A 15142-nucleotide genomic window follows, 5' to 3' on the forward strand; every position below is an offset into this window, starting at 1 on the left:
TAACTTTGGGTTAACGCGCGCCCGTCCCGTTTCGATTGTGGCGTCGGGCGCGGGTCGGTCACGCCCAGTCGGGTTTGCGTTTCTCGATGAAGGCGGTGATGCCCTCGTTCGTGTCCCGCTCGAGCATGTTCTCGACCATCACGTCGCGGGTGTAGTCATAGGCCTGATCGAGCGGCATCAGCGCCTGTTCATGGAAGGCCCGCTTGCCGATCCGGACCGCGACGCCGAGCTTGCCGGCGACGGTCTGCGCCAGCGCCATCGTCTCGGCTTCGAGCCGGTTGGGCGACGCGATCCGGTTGACCAGCCCGATCTCGCGCGCGCGGGCGGCGGGGATGAATTCGCCCGTGGTCAGCATCTCGAAGGCCTGCTTGCGCGGCACGTTGCGGCTGAGCGCGACCATCGGGGTCGAGCAGAACAGGCCGATATTGACCCCGTTGACCCCGAACCGCGCATCCTCGGCCGCGACCGCCATGTCGCAGGCCGCGACAAGCTGGCAGCCCGCCGCCGTGGCGATGCCGTGGACCTGCGCGATGACCGGCTGCGGCATCCGGGGGATCAGCTGCATCACCGCGCCGCAGCGGGTGAAGAGATCGGCGAAATAGGCCGCCCCGCCATCGGCTGCGGCGCGGCCCGCCTGCATTTCCTTCAGGTCGTGGCCCGCGCAGAAGACCTTGCCGGCGCCCCGGATCACCACGACCTTGACGGTATCATCCCCGGCGATGGCGGTCAGCCGGTCCTTGAGCGCGGCCAGCACCGCGTCGGACAGCGCATTCAGAGCGCCCGGCCGGTTCAGGGTAAGAACCGCAATCCGTTCCGTCACGTCACACGTCACCAAAGCGTCGCTCATCTTGCCCTCCTCGCGGCTTTCGCTGAGCTTAGCGACGGGGAGAGAGGGAGAAAAGCATGACCAACGCGATGGACGCCGCGTCGCTCAACGCCTTCATGATGGCCGAGTTTCCGCAGGTCGCCCGCGATTTCCGCGTCGAGCGCGTGGCGCCGATGGAGGCCGATGTCCGCATGCTGATCGGCGAGAACCACCTGCGGCCCGGCGGAACGGTCAGCGGGCCGTCGATGTTCACGCTGGGCGACCTGGCGATGTATGCCGTACTGCTGGGGATGATCGGGCCGGTGGCGTTGGCCGTGACGACGAATGCCAATATCGACTTCCTGCGCAAGCCCGAGGCCGGGCGCGACCTGATCGGCGCCGCCCGGCTGCTGAAACTGGGCAAGACGCTGGCCGTGGGCGATGTGCTGATCCGCAACGAGGGGTCGGACGACGTGCTGGCCCGCGCCTCGATGACCTACGCGATCCCGCCGCGGCGCTGAGGCCCGCCCCACCGCTAAGACCCGGCGCCGGGGCCCGCCGCGTCAGTCGCGCCGCCGCAATTCGACCTGGGCGCCGTTGCGGCGGATCTCGTAGCGGCCCGCTTTCTCGACCAGTTCCGACAACTTGCCGCAGCCGAAGGAGCGGCTGTCGAAATCGGGATGCGTGGACTGGATCGTCTGGCCGATCAGGCCCAGGGGGAACCATTCGCCCTCGGGGTCGAGCGCCTGCATCGCCGCGTTGATCAACGGCACCGCGTCGCGCGGCTGCGACTTGGTCGAGGGCGTCTCGCGCGGCTCCGCGTCGCGGATCACGTTCTCGACGAAGATGAAGCGCTTGCAGGCCTTGCGGAAGGCTTCGGGCGTCTTTTGCTGACCGATCCCGTAGACATCGAGCCCCTGCTCGCGGATCCGGCTGGCAAGGCGGGTGAAGTCGCTGTCCGAGGAGACCAGCACGAAGCCGTCGAACCGGCCCGAATGCAGAAGGTCCATCGCGTCGATCACCAGCGCGATGTCGGACGAGTTCTTGCCGACGGTATTGGCCGGCTGGTGATGGGGCACGAGCGCGAGCGCGGGCAGTTTCTCTTGCCAGCCCGACATCTGCTGGCGCGAGAAGTCGCCGTAGATGCGGCGCACGGAGGCTTCGCCCAGCGAGGCGATTTCCTCGAAAATCGCGTCGGCCCAGCGGGGCGAGGAATTGTCGGCATCCACGAGGACGGCGAGGATGGGCGTACCGTTGCGGGCCATGTCGGGCCTTTCTGTTGAGCGTGTCGAGGGGGCGTTGCCCCCTCTGGGCCTGCGGCCCATTCACCCCCAGAGTATTTGGGACAAAGTGAAGGGGCAAGGAGAGCGCCGGGTGCGGGTCGATGAGGCCCGACTGAGCCCACCGGTGAGCGCCGGATCAGGGATCGGCGCGGGCGGCGAGGTCGCGGGCGATGGCGAAGGCGCCGCGCAGCTTGTCTTTCTCTTTCGACCAGTCGGCGGGCAGCACGACCTTGTTGTCGCGGATCTTCGCGCCCGGCTGGGCATGCAGGAATTCGACAAGCCCCGAGGGATTGGGGAATTTGTCCTGGTGGAATTGCACCGTCGCGCCTTTGGGTCCGGCATCGAGCCGGGCTATGTGGGCTTTCTTGCACATCGCCTTGATGCGCACCACGACCATGAGCGTGTTCACCTCGCGCGGGAGCGGGCCGAAACGGTCGATGAGTTCGGCGGCGAATCCTTCGAACTCGACCTTGCTGTCGAGCGTGGAGAGGCGGCGATAGAGACCGAGGCGGACATCGAGATCGGTTACGTAATCCTCGGGGATGAGCACCGGCACGCCCAGATTGATCTGCGGGGCCCACTGGCCGTCCGAGAGATCCGCCATCTCGCCCGAGCGCAGCTTGGCGATCGTTTCCTCGAGCATGTTCTGGTAAAGTTCGTAGCCTACCTCGTTGATATGGCCCGATTGTTCCTCGCCCAGAATATTGCCGGCGCCGCGCAGGTCCATGTCCTGGCTGGCGATGTTGAAGCCCGCGCCGAGGCTGTCGATCGAGCCCAGCACTTTCAGCCGGCGCTCGGCCTGCGGGGTGAGTGGCACGCGGGGTTTCGTGGTCAGGTAGCAATAGGCGCGGGTCTTCGAGCGCCCGACGCGGCCGCGGATCTGGTAGAGCTGCGACAGGCCGAACATGTCCGCGCGGTGCACGATCATCGTGTTGGCGCGCGGGATGTCGAGGCCGGATTCGACGATCGTGGTAGCCAGAAGGACGTCGTATTTTCCGTCGTAGAAGGCGTTCATCCGCTCGTCGAGTTCGCCCGCCGCCATCTGGCCATGCGCCACGAGGACCGAGACTTCGGGGACGTGATCGCGCAGGAAATCCTCGATTTCCGGCAGGTCCTTGATCCGGGGGACGACATAGAAGCTCTGCCCGCCGCGATAGCGCTCGCGCAGAAGCGCCTCGCGGATCGTGACCGTGTCGAATTCCGAGACATAGGTGCGGATCGCCAGACGGTCGATGGGCGGGGTCGAGATCAGCGACAGGTCGCGCACGCCGGTGAGCGACAATTGCAGCGTACGCGGGATCGGCGTGGCAGTGAGCGTCAGGACATGGACGTCCGAGCGCATCTCCTTCAGCCGTTCCTTGTGGCTGACGCCGAAATGCTGCTCTTCGTCAATGATCATCAGGCCCAGATTGCGGAACTTGACCTGCTTGGCCAGAAGCGCATGGGTGCCGACGACGATATCGACCGTGCCATCGGTGAGGCCTGCGCGCGTGGCGCTGGAATCCTTGGCCGAAACGAAGCGCGACAATTGTCTGACAACCAGCGGAAAGCCGCGGAAACGTTCGGCAAAATTGTTGTAATGCTGACGCGCGAGAAGGGTCGTGGGGCAGACGATCGCGACCTGCAGGCCCGACATCGCGGCGATGAAGGCCGCGCGCATCGCGACCTCGGTCTTGCCGAAGCCCACATCGCCGACGATCAGCCGGTCCATCGGGCGGCCGCGGTCGAAATCGTCGATGACGTCCTCGATGGCCTTCAGTTGGTCCTCGGTCTCGGCATAGGGGAAGCGGGCGGCGAAGGCTTCCCACATGCCTTCGGGCGGGCTCAGCGCCGGGGCCTTGCGCAGCTCGCGTTCGGCGGCGATGCGGATGAGCTTGTCGGCCATCTCGCGAATGCGCTGTTTCAGCCGCGCCTTCTTGGCCTGCCAGGCGCCGCCGCCCAGCTTGTCGAGCAGCCCTTCCTCGTGGCCGTAACGGCTGAGCAGTTCGATATTCTCGACCGGCAGGAACAGCTTGTCGCCGCCCGCATATTCCAGCGCCAGGCATTCGTGGGGCGCGCCCATCGCGGTGACGGTTTCCAGCCCGTTATAGCGCCCGACACCATGATCGACATGGACGACCAGATCGCCGGGCGACAGGCTTTGCGTCTCGGTCAGGAAGTTTTCGGGGCGACGTTTGCGGGTGGCACGCACCAGGCGCTCGCCCAGCACGTCCTGTTCCGAGATGACGCAGAGGTCAGGCGTGACGAACCCGGCTTCCAGCGGCCAGACGGCAAGCGCGACCTGACCCTTGCCACCCAGCGCCCGGGCGTCGGGGATTTCCGCGACATCGGTCAGCCCGTGTTCGGCGAGAAGGCCCTTCAGGCGCTCGCGCGCGCCTTCCGACCACGAGGCGAGAACAACGCTGCGCGCTTTGCGTTCGGTCTGAACATGATCGCGCAACACCTTGAAGATATTGGTATCCGGTTGCTGGCGCTCAAGCGAGAACGAGCGTCCGGCACGGCCCCCGGCATCCACCACGCCCGGACCCGGCGGCTGTTGCAGCGGCGATAGCTGCACCACGCGGTGCCCGGTCAGGGCCGCATTCCAGCCGGCATCGTCGAGATACAGCAGGTCCGGCGCAGCGGGTTTGTAGACCGTATCGACGCGCGACTTCGTCTTCATCGCCTCGACGCGGTTGTCATACTGGTCGGCGATCGTGTCCCAGCGCGCGGCACGAACGGCGTCGGACTGGTCGTCCAGCATCACCGAGGCTTCGGGCAGGTAGTCGAACACCGTTTCCAGCCGGTCGTGGAAGAAGCCCAGCCAATGCTCCATCCCCTGATGCTTGCGATGGGCGCTGACGGCCTCGTAGAGCGGATCGTCGGAACCCGCGGCGCCGAATTCGATGCGATAGGTCTGGCGGAAGCGGGCGACCGAGGCCTCGTCGAGGATCACCTCGGAGGCGGGCGCCAGTTCCAGACGGTCGAGCTTGCCGGTCGTGCGCTGGGTTGCGGGGTCGAAATTGCGCAGCCCGTCAAGGACGTCGCCGAACAGGTCAAGCCGCACGGGCTCGGCATCGCCCGGGGGGAAAATGTCGATGATGCCGCCCCGGACGGCGAAATCGCCGGGCTCGGTGACGGTCGGGCTGGGCGAATAGCCCATCCGGGCCAGGTATTGGCGCAGCGCCTCTTCATCCACTTGCCCGCCGACATGGGCGGTGAAACTGGCCGCTCCGACGGTGGCGCGCGCGGGCAGTTTCTGCATCGCCGCGTTGAGCGTGGTCAGCAGGACGAAATTTCCTGGCACCCCCTGCGCCAGCGCGGCGAGCGAGGCCATGCGGCGGGCGAGGATCTCGGGATTGGGCGACACGCGGTCATAAGGCAGGCAGTCCCAGGCGGGCAGCGTGAGGACGACCAGATCGGGCGCGAAGAAGGACAGCGCGGTGCGCATCGCCTCGAGCCGCTTGTCGTCGCGCGCGACATGGATCACCGGCGCGCTGCGCTTCGCCATCTCGCGCCGCAGCAATTCGGCGTCGAAGCCTTCGGGCGCCCCGCCCAGGAGGATGCGATCAGCGGTCATGGTGTCTTCATCCGTTCCTGCGTCGCCGTCGTCAGCCGCCCAGCGTGCTGACCGAAAGGTTGTGCCACATGCCCCACATCGTCGTGACCAGGATGGCGGCAAGGCCGACGGCCTGGATAACGACACGGTACCAGAAGATGGCGCGCACCAAGGGTTCATCAACCAGCGCGCCCGTGGCGACCCGCAGCGACAATCTGAGACTCAGCCAGCCCGCCAGCGACAGGGGCGCGAGCAGAAGGAACGACGCCTGCGCCAGTTCGAATCCGTGCCGAAAGCCCAGAAGGGCGAGCGACGTCAGCACCGCCATCCAGAAGCCCACCAGCCACACGCCCGAGGCGCGCAGGATCCCCAGCCGTCGGCGGGCCTGTATCGCGGCGAGGGTGTTGAGGTCGCGCATTGCCTCGCCGCCCTGCCGGCGCGCGCGCTGGACCATGTCGAAGGGCACGCCCATGACGAAATGGGTGACGTTCGACCACGCCACCGCAAGCACCAGCCAGAACCACAGGTTCGAAAACGACCTGACGTCGATGGTGGAGAAAAGCGAGTCCGTCAGATTCACTGCAGGGTCCCAGGTTGCGCCCCCCTGACTAATCGCCTTTCGCGCCGGGGCCAAGACGCGATCGGTCCGAGGCTTGAGCTTGGCCCCACAGCGTGGCAATACGCCCTCAGATAGGGAGAAATCCATGCCCCCGCACAGCCCCGCCCCCTTCCCCGCCGCCCGTCTTCGCCGCCTGCGCCGCACCAGCGCGCTGCGCGATCTCGTGGCGGAGAATGCCGTCAGCGCCGCCGACCTGATCTGGCCCGTCTTCATCCGCGAGGGCGAAAGCGTCGAAGAGCCCATCGGCTCGATGCCCGGCGTGAACCGGCTGTCGCTGGACATGCTGATGCGCAGGGCGACCGAGGCGCACGAGGCGGGCGTGGGGGCGATCTGCCTGTTCCCCTACACCGCCGCCGAACTGCGCACCGAGGATTGCGCCGAGGCGTGGAACCCCGAGAACCTGACGAACCGCGCGATCCGCATGCTCAAGGCCGAGCTGCCCGACATGGCGGTGATGACGGATATCGCGCTCGACCCTTACAACATCAACGGCCATGACGGCTTCGTCGAAGGCGAGGAAATCGTCAACGACCGCACCGTCGAGGCGCTGGTCAGGATGGCGCTCGCGCAATGCGAGGCGGGCGCCGACATCCTGGGCCCGTCCGACATGATGGACGGGCGGATCGGGGCGATCCGCCGTTCCGTCGAAAAGGCGGGCTTCCAGCACGTGGCGATCCTGTCCTATGCGGCGAAATTCGCCAGCGCCTTTTACGGCCCCTTCCGCGACGCGGTGGGCGCCTCGGGGCGGCTGGTGGGTGACAAGAAGACCTACCAGGTGAATCCCGCGAACCGTCTGGAAGCGCTGCGCTGCGTGGCGCGCGATCTGGACGAGGGGGCGGATATGGTGATGGTGAAGCCCGGCCTGCCCTATCTCGATATCTGCCGCGCGGTTAAGGACGAGTTCGGCGTGCCGACCTTCGCCTATCAGGTGTCGGGCGAATACGCGATGCTGGCGGGCGCGATCGAGCGCGGCTGGCTGAGCGAGGCGGTGATGCTGGAAAGCCTGCTGGGCTTCAAGCGCGCGGGCTGCGACGGCGTGCTGACCTATTTCGCGCCGGCCGCCGCGAAAGCCCTGCGCGGCTAAGGTTTTCGACCGGCGGAACGCCCCCGCCTGCAGCGATGCGGGCGTGACACGATTCCCGCTTCGGTGTATAAGATTATCCACAGGTTTTCCGGCGACCGGGGCGCAAGATCCCGGACCGACACAAACGAGGACGAGCATGACCCAAGACACGCGCCTTTCGCGCCCGCTCTCGCGTCGTGGCCTGCTGGTGGGGGGCGCCGCGGCGTCGCTGCTGGCAGCCTGCGGTAACCCGGTTGGCAGCGTCAACGCCGAGCGGCTGGACGCCCGCGTGGACGCGACCCGCGACTATCTGCGCCAGAACCACGAGGAACTGACGCCGCTGTTCCAGAACGCGCAGGGCATCCTGTACATGCCCCTGATGACCGAGGCGGGCTTCATGCTGGGCGGCTCGTTCGGCCAGGGCGCGCTCAGGATCAACGACGCGACGGTGGATTACTACTCGGCCACGCGGGTTTCTGCCGGGCTGCAGATCGGCGCGCAGCAATACGCACATGTGCTGTTCTTCATGACACCGCAGGCACTGGCCGATTTCCGCGCCGGCGAAGGCTGGGCCGGCTCGGCCGACCTGCGCTATGCCACGCCGGAGAATGGCGGCTCGGCGGGGGTGCAGACCACGACGATGTTCTCGCCGGTGATCGCGGTCGTCTTCGGTCAGGCCGGGCTGATCGCGGGCGCCTCGCTCGCGGGCGTGCGCTATCAGCGCATCATTCCCTGACCCGGTACGGCGCGCCGGTTCCACGGCACGCCACAGGCGGAAGCGCGCATGAAAACGGGGGGCCAAGGCCCCCCGTTTTCATTTCTCATCCTTGGTGGGGTCACTCCACCATCGGCATCAGCGCATCGAGCGACTTCTTGGCGTCGCCATAGAACATGCGCGTGTTCTCCTTGTAGAACAGCGGGTTCTCGATGCCCGAATAGCCCGTGCCCTGCCCGCGCTTCGACACGAAGACCTGCTTGGCGCGCCACACTTCCAGCACCGGCATGCCCGCGATGGGCGAGTTGGGATCTTCCTGCGCCGCCGGGTTCACGATGTCGTTCGAGCCGATGACGATCACCACGTCCGTTTCCGGGAAGTCCTCGTTGATCTCGTCCATTTCCAGCACGATGTCGTAGGGAACCTTGGCTTCGGCCAGAAGCACGTTCATGTGCCCCGGCAGACGGCCCGCGACCGGGTGGATCGCGAAACGCACGTTCTTGCCCTTGGCCCGCAGCTTGCGCGTCAGCTCGCTGACGGCTTGCTGCGCCTGCGCCACCGCCATGCCGTAACCCGGCACGATGATGATCGAATCGGCCTCGTTCAGCGCCGAGGCGACGCCGTCGGCGTCGATGGCGATCTGCTCGCCCTCGATCTCCATCGCCGGGCCCGAGCTTCCGCCGAAACCGCCAAGAATGACCGAGACGAACGAGCGGTTCATCGCCTTGCACATGATGTAGGACAGGATCGCGCCCGACGAGCCGACCAGCGCGCCCACCACGATCAGCAGATCGTTGGACAGCGAGAAACCGATCGCCGCCGCCGCCCAGCCGGAATAGCTGTTGAGCATCGACACCACGACCGGCATGTCGGCGCCGCCGATGCCCATGATCAGGTGATAGCCGATGAAGAAGGCCAGCAGCGTCATCAGCATCAGCGTCCAGGTGCCGAAGCCCTGGAAGTACAGGATCAGCAACAGGATCGAGATCAGCGCCGCGCCCGCATTGAGCATGTGACCGCCCGGCAGCTTGGTCGCGGCCGAGTTCACCTTGCCCGACAGCTTGCCATAGGCGATGACCGAGCCGGTGAAGGTCACGGCCCCGATGAAGACGCCGAGGAACACCTCGACCTTCAGGACCGCGATCTCGGCCGCGCTCTTCTCGGCCACCTTGGCGGCGAAGCCGGTCAGCATGTCCAGCGCAGCCGCGTCACCCGCGGCCTGCATCGCCGCGACCCGGACCATTTCGAATTGCGCGTTGAAGCCGATGAAGACCGCCGCCAGACCGACGAGCGAGTGCATCGCCGCCACGAGCTGCGGCATCTCGGTCATCTGCACGCGCTGCGCCACGACCCAGCCGATGGCCCCGCCGATGGCGATCAGGATGAGCGACAGCACCCAGTTGCCCGCGCCGGGGCCCATGAGCGTGGCGACAACCGCCAGCGCCATGCCGACGATGCCGTACCAGACCGCGCGCTTGGCGCTTTCCTGGTTGGACAGGCCGCCCAGCGATTGAATGAACAGAACAGCCGCAACGACGTAAGCGGCGGTGGTGAAACCGTATTCCATGGTTGACCGCTCCCCTTACGACTTCTGGAACATGGCGAGCATGCGCCGGGTGACCATGAAGCCACCGAAAATGTTGATACCGGCCATGAAGACCGACAGCGCGGCAAGGATCATCACCAGCCAGCTGCCCGACCCGATCTGCATCAGCGCACCGAGAATGATGATCGACGAGATTGCGTTGGTGACGGCCATGAGCGGCGTGTGCAGCGAATGCGACACGCTCCAGATCACCTGGAAGCCGACATAGCAGGCCAGCACGAAGACGATGAAATGGGACATGAAGCTGGCGGGCGCAAAGAACCCGGCCAGCAACAGCAGCGCACCGCCCACGCCCAGCAGCGTCACCTGCTGCCGGGTCTGGGCCTTGAACGCGGCCACTTCCTGCGCGCGTTTTTCCTCGGGCGTCAGTTCCTTCGGCTTCTCGCGCTTCTGCGCGGCGATGGCCTGCACCTTGGGCGGCGGCGGCGGGAAGGTGATCTCGCCCGCATGGGCCACGGTCGCGCCGCGGATCACGTCATCTTCCATGTTGTGGTTGATGACACCGTCCTTGCCGGGCGTCAGATCCGTCAGCATGTGGCGGATATTGTTCGAATAAAGCGTCGAGGCCTGCGTGCCCATCCGACTGGGGAAGTCGGTATAGCCGACGATGGTGACGCCGTTCTCGGTGACGATCTTCTCGTCCTTGACGGTCAGGTCGCAATTGCCGCCCTTCTCGGCCGCAAGGTCGACGATGACCGAACCGCGCTTCATCATCCGGACCATGTCCTCGGTCCACAGCTTGGGCGCCGGGCGACCGGGGATCAGGGCGGTGGTGATGACGATATCGACATCGGGCGCCAGTTCGCGGAATTTCTCGAGCTGTTTCTCGCGGAATTCGGGCGACGAGGGCGCGGCATAGCCGCCGGTCGCGGCGCCGTCCTGAGCCTGCTCTTCGAAATCGAGATAGACGAACTCGGCGCCCATCGATTCGATCTGCTCGGCCACTTCGGGACGCACGTCGAAGGCCAGCGTGATCGCGCCCAGGCTGGTCGAGGTGCCGATCGCGGCCAGACCGGCCACGCCCGCACCGACCACCAGCACCTTCGCCGGTGGGACCTTGCCCGCCGCCGTCACCTGCCCGGTGAAGAAGCGGCCGAAATTGTTGCCCGCTTCGATCACCGCGCGGTAGCCGGCGATATTGGCCATCGACGACAGCGCGTCCATCTTCTGCGCGCGGCTGATGCGCGGGACCATGTCCATCGCGACGACGGTGGCGCCCTTTTCCTTGGCCAGTTCCAGCATCTCGGCGTTCTGCGCGGGCCAGAAGAAGGCGATCAGCGTCTGATCGGCGCGCAGGCGGTTCATTTCCTCGGTGGTGGCTTCGCGCACCTTCACGACGACATCCGCCGCCTCGAAGAGCGCCTGAGCCGAGGGCGCGATTTCCACGCCCGCCGCTTCGTAGGCCGCATCCTCGAACCCGGCGGCAGCACCCGCCCCCGTTTCGATGATGCAGCTATGGCCGAGCTTTTGCAGCTGTAGCGCCGAATCCGGCGTCATGGCGACCCGGTTTTCACCCGGGAATATTTCTTTCGGTGCCCCGATCTTCACGTTGGTCCTCCGTTCCAAGGGCCGGGCGAGGCGCCGCCCGATCTATTCGTTCCCGCCGTGGCATAGCGCGCGCAAGATTATTTCACAAGGCGATCTGTGCACGAAGCGGGCCCGCGCAGGGCGGGTGTTCGGAGTGCCGCCTCGGCCAGAGGAATTCAAGCCCGGAGTCTCGCGGCCGGTCGACCCGGGGCTGTTCGTCCCCTTTTCCGCCCGATCCCCGCCCTGTCCCGACGGCGCTTGCGTACTATCTACGCGGCATAAGGCGCGGAGGCGGCATGATCAGGATCCTTTGGAGCATCGCCGGCGGCGTGGCGCTGGCCGTCGGCATCGTGGGCATCGTACTGCCCCTTCTGCCGACGACGCCGCTGCTGCTCCTGGCGGCGTTCTGCTTCGCGCGATCCTCGCCCCGGCTCGAGGCGTGGCTGGTCGAGCATCCCCGCTTCGGCCCGCCGATCCGCGACTGGCGGGCCGAGGGCGCGATCTCGCCGCGCGCCAAGACCATGGCGATGATCGCCATCGGCGCCACGTTCGCGCTGAGCGTCTTCATGCGCCTGCCGTCTCATGTCCTGCTCATTCAGGCAGTCACGCTGGGCGCGGTGACGCTGTTCATCCTGACCCGTCCGGCCCCGAAACCCAGCCTGAACGCCATCAAGCCCCCCGCCGCCAAGCGCTGAGGCCCTCGGCGGCCCGCCCCCTTGCCTTGACATGTCCATGCGTAAATCGTTCGTGGTGGGCACAAAACGGGGATGGGGAGCGAAACCTTGATCGGGGGATATCTGGCTTTTGCGCGCGGCCTGGACCGGCTGACGCTGTGGCTGGCCATGGCGGCGGGCGGAACGCTGGTGCTGATGGTGCTGCTCAATGTCGTGCTGCGCTACGGCTTCGGGACCGGCTCGATCAAGATGCAGGACCTCGCCGCCTATGCCTTTGCCGTGCTGCTGATCCTTGCCGTCCCGCTGTGCCACGCCCGCGCGGGCCATGTCCGGGTCGAGGTGCTCTCCGAGCGCCTGTCGCGCCGCACCATGCATTTGGCCGATGCGCTGGCCTGGGCGCTGTTTCTGGTGCCGGTCTTCGGGCTGATCGTCTGGGCGGGCTGGGGTGAGATCGTCTTTTCGTGGCAGATCGGAGAAGGCAGCACCACGCCCGGCGGGCTGGGCGGCATGTATCTGGTCAAGACGGCGATGCCGCTCGCCGCTGTCCTGATGATCATCCAGGGCCTTGCCGCCGTGCTGAGGGAGCCCGAGGCATGAGCGGCCAGGAATGGATGCTGATCGTCCTGTTCCTTGCCCTGTTCGGCGGGATCCTGTCGGGCATTCCGGCGATGCTGGCGATTTCCGGCGTACCGCTGGTTCTGGCGGTGATTGCCGGGCAGTTCGACCTGTTCAACCTTGCCTTTCTCAGCAATTTCCCCGCGCGTGTGCTGGGGGTGATGACCAACACCCTGCTGATGGCGGTGCCGCTCTTCGTGCTGATGGGCGTGTTTCTGGAACGCGCGCAGCTGGCCGAGCGGATGCTGCGGGTGCTGGCGCGGCTGCTGGGCGGCTCGCCCCTTGGCATGGGGCTGGCCGTGCTGGCCTTCAGCGCCATCATCGCCGCCTCGACCGGCATCATCGGCGCCACGGTGGTGATGCTGGTGCTGATCGCGCTGACGCCGATGCTGGAAGCGGGCGTGCCCAAACGGCAGGCGGCGGGGCTGATCTGCGCCTCGGGCACGCTGGGCCAGATCATCCCGCCCTCGATCCTGCTCGTGCTTCTGGGCGACCAGATCGGCAACACCTATCTCGAGGCACAACAGCGCGCGGGGAACTTCGCGCCCATGCCGGTATCCGTGGCCGACCTGTTCGCGGGCGCGATGGTGCCGGGGCTGGTGCTGGTCGGGCTTTACGCGCTGTGGCTTCTGATCACGCTGCGCCCGGGCCGCGCGCGCCGCGTCAGCGCCGAGCGCGAGCCGGTGTCGATGAGCGAAGTGCTGTTCACCTTCCTGCCGCCGATGCTGCTGATCCTGGCCGTGCTGGGCTCGATCCTGGGTGGCATCGCCACCGCGACCGAGGCCGCGGGCCTTGGCGCCGTCGGCGCCGGGCTGATGGCGGCGTTCTCGCTCAGCCGGTCGCGGCTTGAACGCAGCATCATCGGCATCGCGGGGCTTGCAGCCTTCGTTCTGGTGGCGATCCGCATGAGCCTTGGGCGGGGCGATGCGGGCAGCCTTGCGCAACTGGTCAGCATCGCCGCCGCGCTCTTGCTGGCACTGGGCGTGCTGGTCGCGATCTGGCGGCTTGTCCGGGGGGACATGCTGGGCGGCACGATGGTCGAGACGATCAAGATCTCGGGCATGGTCTTCGGCATCGTCATCGCCGCCTCGATGCTGTCGCTGGTCTTCCGGGGCTTCGGCGGCGAGCACGCGGTGGAGCATCTGATGCGCGAATTCCCCGGCGGGGAAATGGGCGCGCTGCTGGCGGTCATGGTGATCGTGTTCCTGCTGGGTTTCATCCTGGAAGCGGTCGAGATCATCTATATCGTCGTCCCGCTTCTGGGCCCCGCGGTGCTGGCGGGCGACATCTCGCCCGTCTGGTTCGCGGTGCTGATGGCGATGAACCTGCAAACCAGCTTCCTGACGCCGCCCTTCGGCTTTGCGCTTTTTTATTTCCGCTCCGTCGCCCCGCGGGGCATTTCGACGATGGACATCTATCGCGGCGTGGTGCCCTTTGTTCTCATTCAGATCCTGGCCGTGGTGCTGGTCTTCGCCTTTCCGGCGCTCGCCACCTGGCTGCCGACTTTGATGTTCAACTGAGGAGGAGTTTCACAATGAAACGCAGAACTTTCCTGAAAAGCGGCGCGGGCATCGCGGCCGGCGGCGCCGCAGCGGTCGGGCTTGCCGCCCCCGCGCTGGCGCAAGAGCGCATCGAATGGGACATGCCCTCGTCCTTCCCGAAAGCGGCGCCCGGCGTCGGCACCAACTCGACCCGCTTCGCCGAGCTGGTGGAATCGCTGTCGGCAGGCCGGATGGTGATCAATGTCTACGGCGCGGGCGAACTGGTCCCGCCCTTCGCGGTCGAAGACGCGGTGCAGGCGGGCAACGTGCAGATCGGCCACGGCACGCCCTATTACGCCGCGTCGAAAACCGCGTCGGCGCACTGGTTCACCGGCGTGCCCTTCGGCCTGACCGCGAACGAGCATTTCGCCTGGCTGAAATGGGGCGGCGGGCAGGAAATCTGGGACGAGATCTATGCCGAGCGCAATCTCAAGCCCTTCTATTCGGGCAATTCGGGCACGCAGGCGGGCGGCTGGTTCAAGAGCCGCATCGAAAGCCTCGATGACCTGCAGGGCCTCAACATGCGCATCGCCGGTCTTGGCGGCGAGATGATGCGCAAGCTGGGCGTCAACGCCATCCTGATGCCCGCGACCGAGATCTTCCAGTCGTTGCAATCGGGCGCCATCGACGCGGCCGAATGGGTGGGCCCGCTGCTGGACCAGGCCTTTGGCCTGCAGCGGATCACCAATTTCTGCTACACGCCCGCCTATGCCGAACCCGGCGCGGCGCTGCAGGTCGTGGTGAATACCGACGCCTATGCCGGCCTGCCCGACGATCTGAAAGCGATCCTCGAGGCCGCCGCGATGCAATGCTCGATGGAGACGCTGGGCCAGTTCGACTACATGAACGTGGGCGCGATGACCTCGCTTCAGGAGGGCGGCGTCGAGTTCCTCGAATTCCCCGAGGACGTCGTCGCGGCGATGAAGACCGCCTGGGAAGAGGTCAAGGAAGAGCAGCGCGCGGCCAGCGCCGACGCCGCGCGCGTTCTCGACAGCTACGAGCCGTTCCGCGAAGGCACGATCGGCTATTCGAATGCCTTCGTCGGGCGCTACCTCGCCGCGCGCTGAGCGGAAAAGGAAAGGAGGGGGGCTGTCTGCCCCCCTCTTTGGCTTCGCCAAATTCACCCCCCGAGGATATTTGCGGCGTAAAGATGGGC

General features: G+C 66.4%; 13 protein-coding genes. 7 read left to right on the forward strand and 6 right to left on the reverse strand.

The window, feature by feature from the left end:
- Nucleotides 1–58: 58 nt before the first annotated feature.
- Nucleotides 59–847, reverse strand: coding sequence for an enoyl-CoA hydratase (locus C4N9_RS05605; RefSeq protein ID WP_109532321.1), 789 nt, complete (start codon nucleotides 845–847; stop codon nucleotides 59–61).
- 56 nt (nucleotides 848–903) lie between these two features.
- On the opposite strand from C4N9_RS05605, the gene C4N9_RS05610 reads away from it, so the two are divergent.
- The gene (locus C4N9_RS05610) at nucleotides 904–1326 is read left to right on the forward strand and encodes a PaaI family thioesterase (protein ID WP_109532322.1); all 423 of its coding nucleotides are present in this window, start codon (nucleotides 904–906) and stop codon (nucleotides 1324–1326) included.
- A 42-nt stretch (nucleotides 1327–1368) separates the two neighbouring features.
- Here the strand turns inward: C4N9_RS05610 and C4N9_RS05615 are convergent, their stop codons facing one another.
- From C4N9_RS05615 to C4N9_RS05625, 3 genes are all read right to left on the reverse strand, one after another.
- On the reverse strand, nucleotides 1369–2070 hold the full coding sequence (locus tag C4N9_RS05615; protein WP_109532323.1) for an NYN domain-containing protein: 702 nt from the start codon (nucleotides 2068–2070) through the stop codon (nucleotides 1369–1371).
- A 154-nt stretch (nucleotides 2071–2224) separates the two neighbouring features.
- The gene (gene mfd, locus C4N9_RS05620) at nucleotides 2225–5647 is read right to left on the reverse strand and encodes a transcription-repair coupling factor (protein ID WP_109532324.1); all 3423 of its coding nucleotides are present in this window, start codon (nucleotides 5645–5647) and stop codon (nucleotides 2225–2227) included.
- 31 nt (nucleotides 5648–5678) lie between these two features.
- The gene (locus tag C4N9_RS05625) at nucleotides 5679–6206 is read right to left on the reverse strand and encodes a component of SufBCD complex (protein WP_109532325.1); all 528 of its coding nucleotides are present in this window, start codon (nucleotides 6204–6206) and stop codon (nucleotides 5679–5681) included.
- A gap of 124 nt (nucleotides 6207–6330) precedes the next feature.
- On the opposite strand from C4N9_RS05625, the gene hemB reads away from it, so the two are divergent.
- Both hemB and C4N9_RS05635 read left to right on the forward strand, forming a co-directional pair.
- Nucleotides 6331–7329, forward strand: a complete 999-nt coding sequence (gene hemB, locus C4N9_RS05630) for a porphobilinogen synthase (protein WP_109532326.1) — start codon at nucleotides 6331–6333, stop codon at nucleotides 7327–7329.
- Nucleotides 7330–7465: 136 nt separating this feature from the next.
- Nucleotides 7466–8044 (forward strand): lipid-binding SYLF domain-containing protein, encoded by a 579-nt coding sequence (locus C4N9_RS05635; protein WP_109532327.1) that lies wholly within the window; start codon nucleotides 7466–7468, stop codon nucleotides 8042–8044.
- A 100-nt stretch (nucleotides 8045–8144) separates the two neighbouring features.
- Here C4N9_RS05635 and C4N9_RS05640 read toward each other — a convergent pair whose 3' ends face one another.
- Nucleotides 8145–9590, reverse strand: a complete 1446-nt coding sequence (locus C4N9_RS05640; RefSeq protein WP_109532328.1) for an NAD(P)(+) transhydrogenase (Re/Si-specific) subunit beta — start codon at nucleotides 9588–9590, stop codon at nucleotides 8145–8147.
- Between the two features lie 15 nt (nucleotides 9591–9605).
- Complete coding sequence (locus tag C4N9_RS05645) at nucleotides 9606–11177, reverse strand: Re/Si-specific NAD(P)(+) transhydrogenase subunit alpha (protein WP_109532329.1); 1572 nt, start codon at nucleotides 11175–11177, stop codon at nucleotides 9606–9608.
- Nucleotides 11178–11455: 278 nt separating this feature from the next.
- On the opposite strand from C4N9_RS05645, the gene C4N9_RS05650 reads away from it, so the two are divergent.
- From C4N9_RS05650 to C4N9_RS05665, 4 genes are all read left to right on the forward strand, one after another.
- Entirely contained in the window at nucleotides 11456–11851 is a 396-nt protein-coding gene (locus C4N9_RS05650) for a YbaN family protein (RefSeq protein WP_109532557.1), read from the forward strand.
- 87 nt (nucleotides 11852–11938) lie between these two features.
- A complete protein-coding gene (locus C4N9_RS05655) occupies nucleotides 11939–12427 on the forward strand; it encodes a TRAP transporter small permease subunit (protein ID WP_210403986.1) in 489 nt (162 codons plus the stop codon).
- Nucleotides 12424–13965, forward strand: a complete 1542-nt coding sequence (locus tag C4N9_RS05660; RefSeq protein ID WP_109532330.1) for a TRAP transporter large permease — start codon at nucleotides 12424–12426, stop codon at nucleotides 13963–13965. The genes C4N9_RS05655 and C4N9_RS05660 overlap by 4 nt, the downstream gene beginning before the upstream one ends.
- A gap of 14 nt (nucleotides 13966–13979) precedes the next feature.
- Nucleotides 13980–15053 (forward strand): TRAP transporter substrate-binding protein, encoded by a 1074-nt coding sequence (locus C4N9_RS05665; protein WP_109532331.1) that lies wholly within the window; start codon nucleotides 13980–13982, stop codon nucleotides 15051–15053.
- Nucleotides 15054–15142: the final 89 nt, after the last annotated feature.

Origin of the sequence: Pararhodobacter marinus (genome assembly GCF_003122215.1) — a bacterium.
Taxonomy (GTDB): domain Bacteria; phylum Pseudomonadota; class Alphaproteobacteria; order Rhodobacterales; family Rhodobacteraceae; genus Pararhodobacter; species Pararhodobacter marinus.